Origin of the sequence: Streptomyces sp. NBC_00252, from assembly GCF_036187565.1 — a bacterium.
Taxonomy (GTDB): Bacteria; Actinomycetota; Actinomycetes; order Streptomycetales; family Streptomycetaceae; genus Streptomyces.
Window position 1 is genome coordinate 3626040 of record NZ_CP108087.1, and the last position, 16292, is coordinate 3642331.

Below are 16292 nucleotides of genomic sequence, written 5' to 3' on the forward strand. Positions count from 1 at the left end.
GCCCGCCCAGCCCGGGCGCGATCGGCGGCAGTGGGCAGCCGAAGAAGGACTCCAGCGTGTTGGGGCGCGCCATGAGCCAACAGACAGGATCCGTCTGTTCGCCCGCACTCTGGCATCCGGCATTATGCGTCCGGAAGCACTATTCCTCGTCCTGCTCGCCGGGCTCACGTGGCTGGTCGTAGGAGCTCAACAGCCCTTCGATGCGGTGGTTGTTGATGGACTGCCGGTCGTACAGGCACTTCGCATACCTGCTCAGCAGGACCTCGACGCTGTTCCCCGCCCGCTGGGCGACCACCGCCGGGCCCGCGCCCTCACACAGCCACGTGGGTCGTCACACTTTTGGCCCTGCCTGGCTCCTGATCCCGCCCGGCGACTGCTAGTAGGAGCAGTCGCTGCACATGGGGCGCAGCCGGACGCGGGGGTCCAGGCCGGGTGGAGAGTGATCTCGCCGCCGGAGGTGTTGACCAGGTGACGGACGATGGGCAGGCCCAGTGCCGTCGTGGTGGGAGTCCGAAGCGCGCCAGAACCGGTCGAAGGCGGCATCTTCACGGACACAGGCCACTGATCCCACCCGTCGAGAGACGCTCCGGATCAGGACAGGTCTTCCCGGCCCAAGGGGTGACCCCAAGTGGCTTCCCCGCGATCCTTGTTACCCGGGCGTAGCGGCTGGACATCTGTGCCCCCTAGGCTCTGCGCGGTCGCCGAACGCTGCGAAGGGGTCTGGCATGCTCATGGTCTTCCGAAGATTTCGGGCCACGCTCGTGTCCGTGTCGGCCCGGCTGCTCGCCGCCACGGCGACGCCCGCCGCGCACTCCGACATCCTCGGCGGGCAGGCCCTCGCCCCCCGTACCCGGTACGCGGACACCACCCTGTGTCCCTGGTTCGTGGGGTCCGGTGCGGACGCGGGCGCCCGGGTCGATGACGGTGCCCCTCAGTGGTCCGACACGCACCACTACCCGCCGGTCGGCACCGATGCCTTCGACGTCACGCCCGCGCTCAGGTCGAGCGCCCCGTCCCTGGCCGAAGCTCAGGCCAGGGTCGCCGAACTCGCCGCCAACGGCGCGCCCTACGCCTCCACCGACTGGATCACCGCGCCGGCCGACGGCGTACTCGACGAGGTGCTGACCCGTGGCTGATTCCCCGAGCCCCCGCGCTCTGCTGCGCTTCCTGGTGACGGGTGCCGCGGCGCTCGCGCTCGCAGTGTCCGGTCAACTGGCCGGTACGACACGGGCGGTGGCGGCTGTGACCGATCCCGTGTCGCTGGTCAATCCTTACATCGGCACCGGTGGCAACGGCGACTTCAGCGCCGGGAACACCTTCCCCGGCGCCGACGTGCCGCACGGCATGCTGCAGTGGTCTCCCGACACGACGTCACGTCCGAAGGGCGGCGGCTACAACTACGCCGACTCGGCGGTCTCCGGCTTCAGCCTCACCCATGTGTCCGGTGTGGGCTGCGACGCGGCCGGGGACCTGCCGATTCTGCCGGTGGTGGGCTCCCTCGGTTCCGACCCCGCCTCCACCACCGAGTCCTTCTCGCACTCCACCGAGACAGCCTCGCCCGGCACTTACTCCGTCAGCCTAGGCAACAGCACGAGCGTGGCGCTGACCGCCACCACGCACGCCGGGATCGGACAGTTCACCTTCCCGTCCTCCACCCAGGCGAGCCTGCTCCTGAAGGTGCAGGACACCCAGACGCCGTACACCTCCTCGACGCTCGACCTCAGCGGCGGCAACACGGTGACAGGGTCGATCACCAGCACCGGCTTCTGCGAGGACACCACCCCGATCACGCTCTACTACGCGATCACCTTCGACCACCCCTACACCGCCAGCGGCACCTTCACCGGCGGCGAGTACCTGACCTTCGACACCACGAGCAGCCGGACCGTGGAGGCCCGGGTCGGCATCTCCTACACCTCAGTGACGGAGGCCGCGGCCAACCGGGACGCCGAGGTGACCGGGAAGACCTTCGCGGCCGTCAAAGCGGCGGCGTCGTCCGCGTGGAGCTCCGAGCTGTCGAAGATCACCGTCACCGGCGGCACCTCGGACCAGCAGCACGTCTTCTACACCGCGCTCTACCACGCCTCGCTCTTCCCCTCCGTCATCAGCGACGCCGACGGCTCCTACCGCGGCTTCGACAAAGCGGTGCACACGGTGGGCAGCGGCCACTCGGCGAAGTACGCCGACTTCTCCACCTGGGACACCTACCGCTCACAGGCCCAACTCACCGCGCTGCTCGACCCGTCGGTGGCGTCCGACATGGCGCAGTCGATCGTCGACGACTACCAGCAGGGCGGCACGCTCACCAAGTGGGGCATGGCCACCGCCGAGACCCACATCATGGTGGGCGACTCCGCCGTACCGCTGCTCGCCGACTTCTACGCCTTCGGCGCACGCGGCTTCGACACGTCGACAGCCCTGTCCGCCATGGTGAAAGAGCAGACGACCAACACCGACGTCACCCCCGGCGTGACCTACCTGGACTCCTTCGGCTACCTGCCCACCAACTCGCTCTACGGCTGCTGCCACGAGTACGCCACCACCTCCACCCAACTCGAGTACGACACCGACGACTTCGCCCTGTCGGTGTTCGCGGGCGCCCTCGGTGACACCGCGACGCAGAAGAAGTTCCAGGACCGGGCGCAGGACTGGGAGAACATCTACAACTCGTCCTCCGGCTACATCCAGCCCCGGCACTCCAACGGCCGCTGGATGGACGGCTTCAACGCCAAGCTGATCACCGGCACGTCGAGCAACGACTTCGCCGAGGGTGACGCCTTCACCTACACCCCGATGATCCCGTTCAACCTCGCCGAGCTGGCGTCCCTGGAGGGCGGTACGTCGTCGCTGGCCTCGTACCTCGACAGCGTGCTCGGCGGCTACCAGGGCCTGGGCAGCGTCATCGGCACCCAGTCCAACATGGGCAACGAGCCGAGTTTCGGGCTGCCCTGGGAGTACGACTGGGTGGGCGAGCCGTACAAGACGCAGTCCACCGTGCGCGCCGTCCAGGACCAGCTGTGGACCAACACCGCAGGCGGCCTGGCCGGCAACGACGACCTCGGCGAGATGAGCGCCTGGTACGTGTGGTCGGCCCTCGGCCTCTACCCGGAGATCCCGGGCACCGCCGACCTGGCCATCGGCAGCCCGATGTTCACCTCCGCGGTCGTCGCGGCAGGCGGGCACACGCTCACGGTCAATGCCCCAGCGGCGGCGGACGGGTCACCGTACGTCCAGTCGCTCAGCCTCAACGGCAGCTCCTGGAACAAGGCGTACGTCCCGGCCTCGTACCTCGCCAGCTCTGCGCAGCTGGATTTCACCCTCTCCTCGTCCGCCAACACCGCCTGGGCCGCGGCCACTTCGGCAGCACCGCCGTCCTACGACGGCACCCCGGGCACCGGAGTGACCCAGCCCAGCGGCACGCTCACCGAGACCGCCACCGGCAAGTGCGTCGACGACGCCGGCTCGGGCACCTCGAACGGCACGGCCATCCAGATCTACACCTGCAACGGCACCACCGCGCAGACCTGGAAGGCCGTCCCCGACAGCACCCTCCAGGTGCTCAACGACTGCATGGACGTCACCGACGGCGCGACGGCCTCCGGCACCAAGGTCCAACTGCACACCTGCAACGGCACCCAGGCCGAGCAGTGGAAGGCGAACGCGTCCGGCGAGATCGTCAACCCGGTCTCCGGCCTCTGCCTCACCGACTCCGGCAACGGCGCCACGAACAAGACCCAGCTGACCATCGCCACCTGCACGGCCGCGGTCGGCCAGCGTTGGATGCTTCCGTCAACGTGAGGAGCGAAGGGAACATGGTGGAGGGGAGGGTACCGATCGTCCCGGGATGGTCCAGCATTCTGGGACCGCGTGCCGTTGAAGACCCTGCCGCCGATGTTGCCGACGGCCGCGTAGGCGAGTTCACCCCGCTCGGCGTCGATCAGGCATGCGCCCAGCACGCCGCCCCGGGTCGCGCGCATCGCCTCGTGCGCTCGCGTTGCCAGTTCCAGGGGGGTCTTTTGGAGCTTTTAGTCACGAGGTTGGCGACGTGGTTGCGGGAACGCGCCGCCAATTTCCCTTATAACACTCGTAAGCCGGAGCGTTGTGTACGTAGAAATAGCGTCCCGCAGCTCCACAAGGGCTACCCGGTTTCGGCGCAGCGAATTTCAGAAGCACCCAATGCCCAGTGTGGCAGACATAGGAATTTCCGCTCGCGTCAGAGCCGCGCGCTCCTTCACGATGGCATACGGCACCCTTGGCCGGGGCCGGCGAGGGGATCGGGCCAGCGGTGACGATGCTGCGAAGTCCGCTGGTATCCGTGGCCGTCGGTGCGGGGATGACGCTGACGTATGGATCGGGTGTCGCGCCGGAGGTCAACGGGGTGCTGCCGGTGGCGTGTTGAGTTCCGCAACCAGTCGCGAACACAGCGACTGCGGCGATCACGGCGAGCGGGATCCAGCGTTGTAATGGCATGTTCACGAAGATAGTGGGCGTGAGGCCCCTTGCAGCCCGTCCGACAAGCTATCTCTGACGTCGTGCGCTCATGAGCGTTGCGTGGTCAGTTGTCGGCCGCGTCCGGGAACACCTCCCACAACAAAAAGTCGTCCTCGTCGCTGGGGCGGCGGTAGCGGTCCAGCACGTGTCCGGATTCCAGTGCATCAGCGGTGTGGTGCATGAGTGACGGAAGCGACGCCCACATGGAGTGCGACGACAACAGAGAGCTGCCCTCCCGGTCGTGAGCGCCGATGTGTTCGTCGGGTCGGGAGACATCGAGATAGAGCACGCCGCCGGCCCGGTCGGACGCGAAAGGCACCCAGTGAGGGCGGTAGGGGGAGTGGGGGTGATCGGCCCAGACATCCGTCTTGATCCGCCAGGCGTCCACGACCTCGTTGGCGCTGAGGATCTCGTAGTACGGAGGGAAGGTGAAACTGCCACTGCCGTTGTGACCGAGCAGGAGCTGCATATGGTCCGGATGGAGGTTCACGCCGAGGCGTTCGGCAATCCGGGCGATGTCCTGACCGGCGGCCGGAGGAGCTAGTTCCCGGATACGTTCACGATCTTGTAGCCATCTTTCGATGCGATGCCATGATTCGCTGATGGGGCGCAGCTTCATAGGTCCTCCTGGCCTCCGGGCCGAGACGCCGGGGTGGCGCTCACACAGGGGCGCCACCCCTGGTCAAGTGATCTCTACTCGATGAGTTGGAACTGTTTGCTGCTGCGCGTGACGGTCGTGGATGGTACCAGCAGGAAGGAAATGAACCGCGGCTTGTAGACGCTCGGATCCCGGTAGTGAGTGCCGGTCGGTGAGACGGAGTTGTCGAAGCTGTTGACGTTGTAGGACAACGTCCAGCGGCCCCCTGACTGCAGCACGGGATGGGCGTGCGGGTTGTAGGCGAAGATATTGGGATCGCCATAGCTGCCCCAGAGCCCTGTCTCGGGCATGCGGTAGACCTCGTCGTGGTCCACCCAGAAGCCGAAGGGCCCGTAGGGGTCGCACCCCGACCAGATTCGGATCTTGTTGCTGAACGCTTCGGTGCTGTCCTGGCTGATGACGACGAACTGGCCGTTCCAGGGTGTGACGCTGTACTCGTTGGCAACGCCGGGGAGGATCGTGTTCCCTTCGCTTTCGGCGCGCATCCAGTTGTCACCGGTGACGTCGGTCCGCAAGAACTGCCAGTCGTCGACCTTGGTCAGATCGCTGCCCTTGACCCGGGCGATGTGCATTTTCTTGTTGGTCTGATCGTTGCTGACACCGTAGATATAGGTGTAGCCGTCACCGCTGCGAGAGGCCGGCAGGAGGGCAGAGCCCCACGCCACCCCGATGTTCGACGGCAGGGGGTCGATCCAGATCGGCGTGCTGAGGTCGTCCAGGCTGAACGTGGCCACGACATTGCGGGCAAAGGCGAAGGGTAGCGCCGACCCGTCGTGCGTTCCCCTGTACTCCTGGAACATGACCTGCAGGTAATTGGTGCCGTCAACATTGGCGATCATGCCGTCGCCCAGCCAGTACCACCGGTTGTCGATTGCCGACGGCATGAGGGCATCGGGGTTGTTCTTGGTGCCACCAGTGATCGTCGACAGGGTTCCGTTGTCGTCGATCACGATCGAGCTGTTGACCATTCTGGCGTTGGTGGGGCGAGTGCCATCGGCGTTGAGTGGGCCGAGGAAAGTGTCGGAGAAGAGGTAGGCGATGCGGCCGTCGGGCAGTTTGACGGAGTAGGTGGAATCTCCGCCGGTCCAACCGTCGGGGGTGGTCTTGGCGTAGTCGAGGAACCTGTCGACGGGCGGGGCCTGCGTCTGGACCGGCTGGACATCGGGCAGGGCGCTGTTCTGGCACTGGGGGTAGGTCACCGGCATGGCGATGCCGGAGGGCTTGGTCGGCCCGGCGTAGTCGCTACCAGCAGCATCGACGAGTTTGACGTAGAACGCGTCCTCCTCCCTGAGAATGCGCTGATCATTGAAGAAGCTGTTGAGTCGGCTCCCGGCTTTCTGGTTCTGCGGTCCGTCAAGGGGCTGGGCTGCGTAGTGAGCGGTGCCGACGCCTCCTGTCTTGGACCCTTCGGCGGTGGACGCGTACGGGTACTCGTCGCAGTCGCGCCCTCCCCGGGAGTACTTCTGCCCGAAGAAGACCTTGCACTGCCTGATGGACTCGTTCCGGTTCGCTTGCTGATTGGCTTCCGTCGTGCGGGTGAGAGGATGACCGCTGGCGACCGACCCAGGAATGGATTTGCTGGCCTCGGAAATCGGGAAGGTTTCGTCGGGCCGGTGCTGGGCAGTCCAGATGAGATCGGCGGATTCCTTGACCTCTGAGTCGGCTGTGAGGGTGAAGACGTCGTTCACGTCTTTGAAGATGCAGCCGTAGTGGTAGTCGAGGTAGGTGGCCGAATCGCATCGGAACAGGGTTCCTGAGTCAGTGACGGAACTCTTGTTTCCGGAAAATTTGGTCCCGAATCCGTAAAATCCGAGTTTGTCTCCGGCGAGGGCCCCTTCGGATGACGTGAAGGTAAGCCAGGCAGTTCCGGTCTCGGGTGTCATCCACGCATCAAGCGTTTTGGTTGCCGTTCCGCCAGGCGCGCAAGCGGGTGTGGTGCTGGTGAGCGTGTCGCAGACGCCCTCCACGGTCATGGGATCGGTCATGCGGGGAGCCCCGGACGGTTTGGGATCATCCAGCACGACGGTGACGTTCAGCTTGCGCTCTGCCGCAGAAGCGTTGCCCTGGTTGCCTGAACCTATATACCTGGCACGGAAGTCCACGGTGCCGACCGGCTGGCACGATGCCGGATCACTGGAGTCGCACACTTCGGAGACGTAGGTGACCCTGGCGACCTTGCACCAGTTCATGTGATCGAGAACGACGCCGCCGGCCGTGTCAGCTCCTGGTGTGTCATACCAGCAGGTGGCGACCGCCTCGGCGTCAGCGCTGGCAGAGCGGGCTCTGAGCTTCGCGACGTAGTCCGTTCGCTCCTTCGCCTGACTCTTGGTCTCGCTCTTAGCCGTGGCCGACACTTCGCGGGGCTTCGGCGAGACGATGACCCGGCTGCTGTAGTACTTATTGCCATGCCGCCAGGGCTTTGCACCCTTGATCGGCTGCTCGGTTGGTGCCGGCTCAGTGGGAGCCGGTTTATTATCCGCTGCAGCGCGGACCTCTGGCCCTTTTTCTCGCTTTGTTTGCTCTGCCCCCAGTTCGCCGCCCTGTCCAGCGCCTTTTTGAGTGCCCTCACGCGCCACGGACATTTGCTGTGGATTGGGAGTCGGATCTGCTGCCTTGCTTGCTGCCGGACTGAGCAGCGTGATGAGTGCCGCCGCTATCGATAAAGGTAAGAATCTTCGCGCTTTCAATACCCCTCCTCATAGAACTGACATCACGAGCGGTAGGCCGAGTTTCAGTGCGCAAGAACACGCCGGAGCAACAACGGCGCCTCATGAGAGATCTCACAGAGACGGGAAACCGAAAGACCGGCGTGAGGTTAAGGACCGGTGTGAGGTTGCTGACCCACGTTGCGGCCGCCGCGATAACAAAACCCGCATCGAGGCGCTAGGGATCCAAGAACCTGAAACCTCTGACGTGCGGGCAGCTGAATAGATGCTTCCTCCCTGCGGATGCAGGAAGCCGTCAAGTGGCGAGGGACGTGCATACGCCCCTGACCTATTCAGGGACAGGAATTTACGCGTACATGATAAGTTCCGTCAACCCTGGTGGCCATAGTGAGGCTTGATGCTGGCGAGGTTGAGTGACGCGAGCGGAAAAGGACCGTCCTATTCCACTCGCGAAAAGGGGAATGCCCCGTTCGGCACGCGCAAGGCAGTGGCGCCTCGAGTTCGCGATGCGATCACGTTGGATCTCCTCGAAGAACTTTCCGGAGATGAGACCACACGCCAGCGAACCGGAGTGGCGTGCAGGTCGAGGTAGCGCTTGTCAGCGGATGGGCGAGCTTTCGAAAAGGACAGAAGCGAGGAAGGTGTCCGGCGGGAGCCGGCAGTTCCACCGCGCGCAAGAGGGGGTTTGCTTTCCGGGGCTTCCCGGCCGGCCGTAGGTGCGGTCTTGGGCGGAGGGGGCGGGCGTGAGCCGCACCCAAGTGATCTACCGGATGAAGCGGGGGAGCCGATCCGGCCAGCCGTCACGGCGGGGATGGCGAGGTCTCGGCAGAACCGCCACCGGGTGTGCTTCCCCTCATACCGGGGAGACCCGATCTGGAAAGAAGGTCGGGTCGCGTCCAGCCCTTCCAGCTGAAGCTTGCGGGCTGCCCTCGCGCCCTCTAACGCTCGGGCGAGGCAGCTACACCTCGAACGGCTCATCGGGCTCAGGCGGCTGGTCGTAGGAGCTCAACAGCCCTTCGATGCGCTGGTTGTTGATGGACTGCCGGTCGTACAGGCACTTCGCGTACCGGGTCAGCAGGACCTCGACGCTGTTGCCGGCCCGCTGGGCGACCTCGGCCGGATCCGCGCCCGCGCACAGCCATGTGGACAGCGCCGAGTGCCGCAGGTCGTAGGGCCGTTTCGCGAGCGGAGTGCCGGTGAGGGCGGGCGGCAGGGCGAGGTCGCGGCTCTCGTGCCAGACCCGGTGGTAGGTGCCGTAGCTGATGATCCGGCCCTGTTCGGTGAAGAACAGCCGCCCGTCGTCGGCCGTGCCGAACGTGGCAACATGCTCGCGCCACATGGCCACCAGATGCGGAGGCAGCGGCACCACCCGCGTTTCCCCCGGCGGACGGTTCTTCAGCCCGCGCTCGTCGTGGAACTCGCCGGTGTCGGTCCACCGTTTGCCCGCCTGCGGCCGGGTGCGGTGCAGGATCAACCGCCCCCAACCGGTGGTGGGCAGCCGACAGTCCGGCAGGGCCACCGCGACCGCCTCCTCCGGACGCAGACCCGCGTAGTACATGCCGGCGAAGAACCCGACCAGCCGACGGCCGCGGGCCCGCCGGTAGCCGCCCACGTAGGAGACGGCGTCCAGCAGATCCCGTGCCTGGTGCGGATTGGCCACCACCCGCGGGTCCACCGTGACCGCCGGCTTGGGCACCCGCCACCGAATCCGCTTGAGCGGGTGGCTGCCCAACTCGCCCCGCTCCACGGCGTAATGGAGCGCGTGCACTAGCACCTTGCGCTTGCGGCGCATCGTCTCCACCGCCGCCTCACCGCCGTCCAGCTTGCGGCGCAGCGACTCCAGCACATCACGCGCCAGTACCGGATCATTCAGGTCCACCAGGGGCCGGGACGCCTTCGCCACCCACTGCAGCACCAGCCGGTCCTGCGCCGGCATCTCCCCCCGTCCCGGCCCAGGCACGACGAACGCCCAGTGCCGCAGAGCACGGCGCACCAGCTGCCCGCTCGGCCGCCCCGGAAGATCCCACAACATCGCCACCGTGACGGCAGTCAGCGCGTCGCTGACCTCGTCCCGGGTCTTTGCCGCCCGACCTGGCCAGTGAGCCCGCGCGTACTCGGCCGCGAAGTCGTACCAGCTCAGCTGCGACGGACCCCGGGACCCGTGGCCGGAGCTGCTCACCTCGGCCAGGCCCACACGGATGGCCCGCACCAGCTCCGCACCGAACTCGCCCGCCAAGCCCGCGACCGCGCTGCCGCCGTCCGGCCGTCCACCACCATGCGGCTGCGCCGGGGATCGGTACGCAGGCTGCTCGGGCTCCGGTGCAGCGCCGTGGTACTCGTTCAGGTCCATACCCGCCTCCTTCTTGATCGGCGGGAGCATGACTGCCCTCACCCTCGGCGCTGGCATCCACCTACAACGGTGAGCTTCGCCCGGGCGGGATTGACGGGTGGCGATCTTCGGACATTCGACATTGCCGCGAGAATTTATGGCCGTGCCACGCGCGGCGAGTCCCGCGCTGACGCCTTGAACCGTTCTGGGCGAAACAAGTTGCCATGAAGACTTCACTGAGGTTCTCTGGCCGGTATGCCAAGGCGCTTGCTGGCGATTGAGCACACGAAGATCCGGACGCTGCGCGAGCGGGCTGGACTGACTCCGCAGGAACTTGCTGACCGCCTGGGAGTCACGTATCGCGTGGTCATGTACTGGGAGGAGGGCAGGTACGTGCCGGAAGCCCGCAATGTGCGGCGTCTCGCCGATGCCCTGGGATGCGCCACCTCCGATCTCACGGGTACGCCGAGCGGAACCGAGACACTGGCCGACCTCCGGTACGCATCCGGCTTCACTGCTGAGCAGGTCGCAACTCGACTGCGAGCCACTGCCATCGGGCAGGATCTTTTCGTGGACGCCCATAAGATCCGCAGCTTGGAGCGGAACCGACGGGTGTCCGGCTGGAATTGGAAGAAGGCCGAATACACCGGCCGACTCGTGCAGCAGTTCGCCGCCGTGTACGAGGTGCCGGTCCGCATGGTCATGGACGCTTGGATGCGTACGCGGCCGGCTGATGAACCCCCGTGCCTGCCCGAACGGGAGCGGAAGGGCCCCTCGGCTTCAGCAGTCGGAGTCTGGGGGGACTTGAATGAGCGGCAGCGTGTCTATCTCGGCGAGATCATGCGGGATGACCGGATGACCGAGGCTGAGATGTGGATGCGCCGGCAGAACAATGTCAGGGTCCCGCCCGCCAGGCAGTGGCGGCAGTTGCCGTTCGCTCTCGACGCGCCCGTTGAACTCGTCGGCCACACCCGTCTGCAGCAGCGCCTGCGGAGCGCCGGTGTTCACGATCAAGGAGCAGGGGCCACCCTCCGTTCCCTCGATCGGCTGGGACTGATCCAGGTCACCAGGGACCGTGTCGAGGTTGCCGGGGCTGGCGAAGTCGACCGCACCCTGGTGGAGATCACGCGCCGGGGCCGCGCCTGTGCCCGTGCAGGACTGGGAGAGCCCTTGGAGCCGGCGACGCCTGCTCATCTGCTGTCCGAATGGCTGTGGGCTGTTCTGGTGCGTGTTGCCTCTGCCGGCCCTGACGGTCTCCATGAGAGCGAACTGACGGGCAAGTCGCTGTTCTACTTGGCCGTCGGCTACCGGCCGAAGCGTAAAGCGCATCCCAGTAGGGGCTTCATCGAGCTGCGTCCAAGGATGGCGCCAGGCGATACGCATGTCCTCGAATACCGGTGGCACGTCACCCGGCTCGGACAGCAGCACATGGCCACGTACCTGCACGTCTACACGGAGATGTACCCAGAGGTCATCCCTCCCGCAGATTGATCGTTTCGCGCGATCTGAGGCCGTTCCGGGCCCATTGTCAGACCCGTGCTCTACGGTCGCTCACGTGACGACCACTGTCGATGATGACGGCCTGACGTTCTCTCATTTCGAGGCGTTCCGCCTGATCAACTTCACCTTCATCAAAGCCTGCCAAGCAGTCACCGCGCCGGACCTGAGTCCCCGAGACCGGGCGGAGAAGCTGATGCGGTATCACGGTGACTTGCTCGCCGCGTACGGCCCTGGAGTGCCGTTGCCGTTCAGCGAGTTCCGCCGGAAACTACGCGGCCCAATTGACGGCCTGCTCCCACCGTGGCTCGACCGCTCGGGATTCGGTGACCTCGATTTCGCCGTCGTCGACGCCGAGGGCTGCGTCACCGGTAACGCCTTCGATCTTCAATGGGAGACCTCCCAGTTGCACCGGATCCTGAAGCGGTTGCGGCGGATCGGCCGGATGCGGTTCACCGAGGAGCAGCTCCAGGACGAGATCGACCAGGACCAGATGTACGAGATCCTCAAGGGTCGCGGTGACGAGCAGTACGTGAAAGACCGCACCACGCTGGTGGAATGCCCCGCCGGCACCGCCGAGGAGCTCAATAAGCGTGGCCTGCCCCTCAACGCGATCCGCTACTACGAGGGGATCCCCTATCACGCCGTCTATCGCACCTGGTGGTTCCCCTGCACGGTGTGCAAGTGGCCGATGAAGGTCAGTAAGCGGATGAGCACTGGCCGCGAGTACTACCGCGTCGCATGCCTCTACGGCCGCCACGCGGATACCGGTGCCAGTTTCATGTTCTGGCCCACTTCCGGCGACGCGCCGGTACTGCATCCCGACAGCCCCGACGGGCCCGCTCCTCATGAATCAGCGCTCTTCCTCGGCACGGACGGTGCCCTGCCGGAAGCAAAGCCCGTTGAGGGGCATCTGGCCCTCAAGCGGGGTGTGTGGCGCTACACCTGCGTCCCCGGCCTGCATGAACTGCGTCTCCACAGCGTCCTGAGGGAGCGGCTGGCGGCCACGCAGGCAGATGTGGGAGAGGCCGTCATGCTGTGGCCGATGAGCGATGCCTATGACCATCGCGTCGAGGTCAAGGGCCCTGACGGGAGATCCCACATCTTCACCGTCGATGTGAAGGACTACACACATGCCCGGGTCTTGGCGGAGAGCCTGCACCGTAACGAGGGTGACAAGGGCGGGGCGGAGTGGCTCGTCGTTCCCGACCACCGGGCCGACCAGATCCCGCTGCTGACCCTGACCTGTGACAAGTACGGAATGAAGGCCGCGACCATGACCGACTTCGCCAAGAGGGTCTGCCAGAGCGCCGGGGTGAGGTGGGCATGAGCCAACTGACCGTCAAGGACGCGTTCGTCCGGGCCGCGCTGGCCCTGGCCGCCTACTACTTCCCGCATCAGGACGACGACGGCAAGCCTCTGGCTTCATTCCGCCATGCGGCATTTTTCGCCACCTGCAAACCGCAGGCATGGGATCGCTGGAACGAGCTCGACAGCGAGGAGCGGCTGCTCGTGGCCGAGGTGATGAAGCTTGCCAACCCCGACCTCGCCGACGAGAAGCGGTTCGCCTCCACGGCCCGGATCCTCCTGGGTGCTATGGAAACTGGCGACGAGGAGGAAGACGAGGCCGACCTCCAGCTGTTCACCCTGGCCGGCGATCCTCTCACCGCCGACGCGGCCTACCCCCTGCTGGGCGGGGACTACCTCGGCTACGCCAGGAGCCTCCTCGCGCCCTTCCGGCGCCCGAGTAACCGGCGCAAACCCCACGACTTCGCCGCGCCGGGCCACACGTACGAGACCAGTGAACGCAACGAGGGCAACGAGATCGTCCATGGGCGCGTCACCATCCCCCGCTTCCCGGCCTTCACCCAGCCGCTGGGTCATGACACTCTTCCCGCCCTTGCCACCCGACCCGGCCTCGGCAAGGTTCCGGTCCCCGTCCAGGAGCTCAAGGACATCGCCAAGATCCTGGACACCCAGTACGAGGACACCGAATCGGGCCCCTGGCTGCACCAGGTCCTGACGGGCCTGCTCGACCGGGTCAAGGCCCGTGACACCGACACCGTCGATGTGCTGGACCTCCTGGCCGGCCGAACCCAGATCTTCCACGCCCCCACCGGAACCGGTAAGTCCGTCCTGGTCCGCCTCATGGGCTCGTGGGCTGCGCTCAACGGCCACCGCGTCACCCTCCTCGTCCCCGACGTCAAGGCCACGCTCGCCTCCGTCTGGGACATCAGCCACGACCTCAAGATCCTGCACAGGGCGGAGAAGACCAAGCATCTAGCGACGTGCGCCCCGCTGATGTCTCCGTACTCACGACACGAGAGGGCCCTCAAGCACGCGTCCCTTGTCAAGGAAGATCCCGACAGCCCCGGGGAGTGGGGCAAGCGAGGGCGCCGTGACGTCGACCATCTCGCGTACGGGTGCGCCCAGCGTCACTGGCTCGACTCCGCCGGGATCTACCGTCCCGGGCAGGAGAACTGCCTGAGTCTGCGCGGCGGCGGCGAGATCCTGGCCTGCCCCTGGATTCCCACCTGCGGGAAGTTCACGCCCGCCTATCAGGCCGCCGATGCCACGGTGATCGTCACCAACCATCACAACTTCATCCAGGGCTCCATGCGGGTGGGCATCCAGATCGACGGCCGTCCTGTCCGTTCTGTCACCGTCCGTGAATTCGTCCTGCGGGCCAGTGACTTCGTCATCATCGACGAGATCGACGCCTTCCAGGCCGTCGCGGTAGACCGGTGCGCCACCACCGTCGACCTGCACTCCCGACGGCCGTGGACCGCGGAACCGCAGATCCTGGACACGGCGGCCAAGCATCTTCCCCTCCGCTTCGAAGACCAGCTCATCGAGCCGGTCAGCCACGTCCGGCTCATGGCCGAGTCACTGCTGACCGGGCTGTGCACCAAAGCGTTCCGGCTCAATCACCACGACGACGTCCGAGTCCCCCGGCTGCGGCAGGAATACGACTACGAGGGATGGCGTCTGCCCCGCTCCAGGGACCGCGAGCTCATCGGCCTGCTGTTTCCCGAGTACCAAGTCAGCGACGGAGAGCCCCTTCCCCGTGAGGCGGTCGACCGGCTCAACGCCCTGGTGCCGGGCCCCGAGGTGCCCGATGACGACGAGCTGGCTCCCCCGCCCATGCTTCTGGACCCCGAATGGGAGCGGGTCAGCGACATCCTGCGGTCCGTCGTGTCACCGCGTGGCGTCAACCAGCGCGACGTGCTCAAGCTCAGGCTCCACGAAGTCCTGGCCCCGATGGTCAGCGACGGCCGTGCGCGCAACCGGGCCATCGACCACCTTGTCATCCGGACGCTGATGGGCGAACTGGACGGGGCCCTGGCCGGTCTGCGCGATACCGCCCAGTCCCTGCGACACTCCGGCCTGCTCTCTGCCAACCGCATCATCGACGCCATGCGCTCCGGCGGCATCGCCGACGTGCTCCCCCACGGAGCCATCGGCAGGCCGATCAACGGATACCGGGTCACCGGCATGAAGAACCCGGAGAAGGACGCCAAGCTGTCCACGCAGCACATGGCGGGTGACCCGCACACGTACGTGTCGGAACTCGGCGGGCTGGTCTCCCTCATCACCGCCGGCGTGGAGCGGCCTGTCTTCGGGCTCTCCGCCACGGCCTACTTTCCGCAAGCAGTCAAGGAACACGTCCACGCGCCCGTGATGTGGTGGATGACGGACGCCCAGGAGGATTCCATCCTGGTCGAATCCTCTGCCGTCACCTACGGCAGCGGCCACAGCAGAGCTGGAGATCGCATTCCGATCGCCGGCCAGTTCCCTTCCGACAAGCCCGAAGCCCTGCGCGAAATCGGCGAACGGCTGTACGAGACAAAGCTGTCGAGGAAACTTGCCCGGCTGGCCAAGTCGGACCATGCACGGGCCCGTGTCATTCTCACGGCCAACAGCTACGAACAGTGCGGCCACCTCGCCACCGGCCTGGCCAAGGCAAAAGGGCTCTCTCACCGCGTGTGTGTCCTCGTCCGGGAGGAAGACCGTCTCAGCAACGTCCGCTACCTCCCCGACCCGTCACTGGCCCGACGCATCACTGTCGAAGAGGTCGAGGAATTCCCCCAATTCGGCGACATCCTGATCGCACCCCTGGCTAACATCGCCAGGGGGCTCAACATCGTCGTCAATCTCCGCTCAGCCATCCACTCCATCTACCTGTGCGTAAGGCCCCCGCTGATCATTGACGACCCCACCTGGATGTACGGCAGCGTCAACGCAGCAGGCATCAATTCGCTGCCCGTCAACGGCTGTGCAGACCCCACCGAAGCGCTGAAGACGGCACGCGCCGCGGCACGCGATCATCTGGCCACGATCCTGCGCTCGTCCCCACAGCTGTCGACGATGGATCTCATCCTCCAGGAGCAAATGGTCGCCGGAATGCTGGTCTCCCTCATCCAGCTCGCCGGCCGGGCACGGCGCGGCGGAACCAACATGGAGCTCCACTTCGTGGACTACGCCTTCCACGACGAGACCTGGAGTTCCGATCTGGCCAGCATCATCGACCGGATGGCTTCCCGCTGGCTCCCGGAAGAACGCCGGCAGATGGCCGACCTGTACGGCGAAGCGGTCAACGCCTTCCTGTCCTACGCAGGCGTCGACCTCTCCCTCTCCGCATAGCCCGTCA

At 66.0% G+C, this 16292-nt stretch carries 9 protein-coding genes and 1 riboswitch; of the genes, 5 read left to right on the forward strand and 4 right to left on the reverse strand.

What is annotated here, in order from left to right; all coding sequences use genetic code 11:
• Positions 1-139: 139 nt before the first annotated feature.
• Positions 140-295: a hypothetical protein gene (locus OHT77_RS15575; RefSeq protein WP_443048029.1), complete on the reverse strand. Its 156-nt coding sequence runs from the start codon at positions 293-295 to the stop codon at positions 140-142.
• Positions 296-522: 227 nt separating this feature from the next.
• Positions 523-674, forward strand: a riboswitch (M-box (ykoK) riboswitch).
• A gap of 51 nt (positions 675-725) precedes the next feature.
• Between OHT77_RS15575 and OHT77_RS15580 the strand changes: the two genes are divergently transcribed.
• Together OHT77_RS15580 and OHT77_RS15585 are read left to right on the forward strand one after the other, a co-directional pair.
• A complete protein-coding gene (locus OHT77_RS15580; RefSeq protein WP_328829028.1) occupies positions 726-1136 on the forward strand; it encodes a hypothetical protein in 411 nt (136 codons plus the stop codon).
• Positions 1129-3798: a lectin gene (locus OHT77_RS15585; protein WP_328829029.1), complete on the forward strand. Its 2670-nt coding sequence runs from the start codon at positions 1129-1131 to the stop codon at positions 3796-3798. The genes OHT77_RS15580 and OHT77_RS15585 overlap by 8 nt, the downstream gene beginning before the upstream one ends.
• Before the next feature lie 757 nt (positions 3799-4555).
• Here OHT77_RS15585 and OHT77_RS15590 read toward each other — a convergent pair.
• The 3 genes from OHT77_RS15590 to OHT77_RS15600 all read right to left on the reverse strand — a co-directional run bounded on the left by OHT77_RS15590 (position 4556) and on the right by OHT77_RS15600 (position 10165).
• Complete coding sequence (locus tag OHT77_RS15590; RefSeq protein ID WP_328829030.1) at positions 4556-5110, reverse strand: SMI1/KNR4 family protein; 555 nt, start codon at positions 5108-5110, stop codon at positions 4556-4558.
• A 74-nt stretch (positions 5111-5184) separates the two neighbouring features.
• Complete coding sequence (locus OHT77_RS15595; RefSeq protein WP_328829034.1) at positions 5185-7731, reverse strand: NucA/NucB deoxyribonuclease domain-containing protein; 2547 nt, start codon at positions 7729-7731, stop codon at positions 5185-5187.
• 1042 nt (positions 7732-8773) lie between these two features.
• Positions 8774-10165 carry a tyrosine-type recombinase/integrase gene (locus OHT77_RS15600; protein WP_328829035.1) on the reverse strand — a complete coding sequence of 464 codons (1392 nt, stop codon included), beginning with the start codon at positions 10163-10165 and terminating at the stop codon, positions 8774-8776.
• 246 nt (positions 10166-10411) lie between these two features.
• Here OHT77_RS15600 and OHT77_RS15605 point away from each other — a divergent pair, with 246 nt between their 5' ends.
• The 3 genes from OHT77_RS15605 (at position 10412) to OHT77_RS15615 (ending at position 16285) form a co-directional block, all read left to right on the forward strand.
• On the forward strand, positions 10412-11635 hold the full coding sequence (locus tag OHT77_RS15605; protein WP_328829036.1) for a helix-turn-helix transcriptional regulator: 1224 nt from the start codon (positions 10412-10414) through the stop codon (positions 11633-11635).
• Positions 11636-11699: 64 nt separating this feature from the next.
• Positions 11700-12971, forward strand: a complete 1272-nt coding sequence (locus OHT77_RS15610; protein WP_328829037.1) for a restriction endonuclease-related protein — start codon at positions 11700-11702, stop codon at positions 12969-12971.
• A complete protein-coding gene (locus OHT77_RS15615) occupies positions 12968-16285 on the forward strand; it encodes a hypothetical protein (RefSeq protein ID WP_328829038.1) in 3318 nt (1105 codons plus the stop codon). The genes OHT77_RS15610 and OHT77_RS15615 overlap by 4 nt, the downstream gene beginning before the upstream one ends.
• Positions 16286-16292: the final 7 nt, after the last annotated feature.

Excerpts from the sequence above, each read along its gene's own strand:
- OHT77_RS15580 (WP_328829028.1), top strand. The coding sequence starts at position 726 with ATGCTCATGGTCTTCCGAAGATTTCGGGCCACGCTCGTGTCCGTGTCG.
- OHT77_RS15590 (WP_328829030.1), bottom strand. The coding sequence starts at position 5,110 with ATGAAGCTGCGCCCCATCAGCGAATCATGGCATCGCATCGAAAGATGG.
- OHT77_RS15595 (WP_328829034.1), bottom strand. The coding sequence starts at position 7,731 with ATGTCCGTGGCGCGTGAGGGCACTCAAAAAGGCGCTGGACAGGGCGGC.
- OHT77_RS15600 (WP_328829035.1), bottom strand. The coding sequence starts at position 10,165 with ATGGACCTGAACGAGTACCACGGCGCTGCACCGGAGCCCGAGCAGCCT.
- OHT77_RS15615 (WP_328829038.1), top strand. The coding sequence starts at position 12,968 with ATGAGCCAACTGACCGTCAAGGACGCGTTCGTCCGGGCCGCGCTGGCC.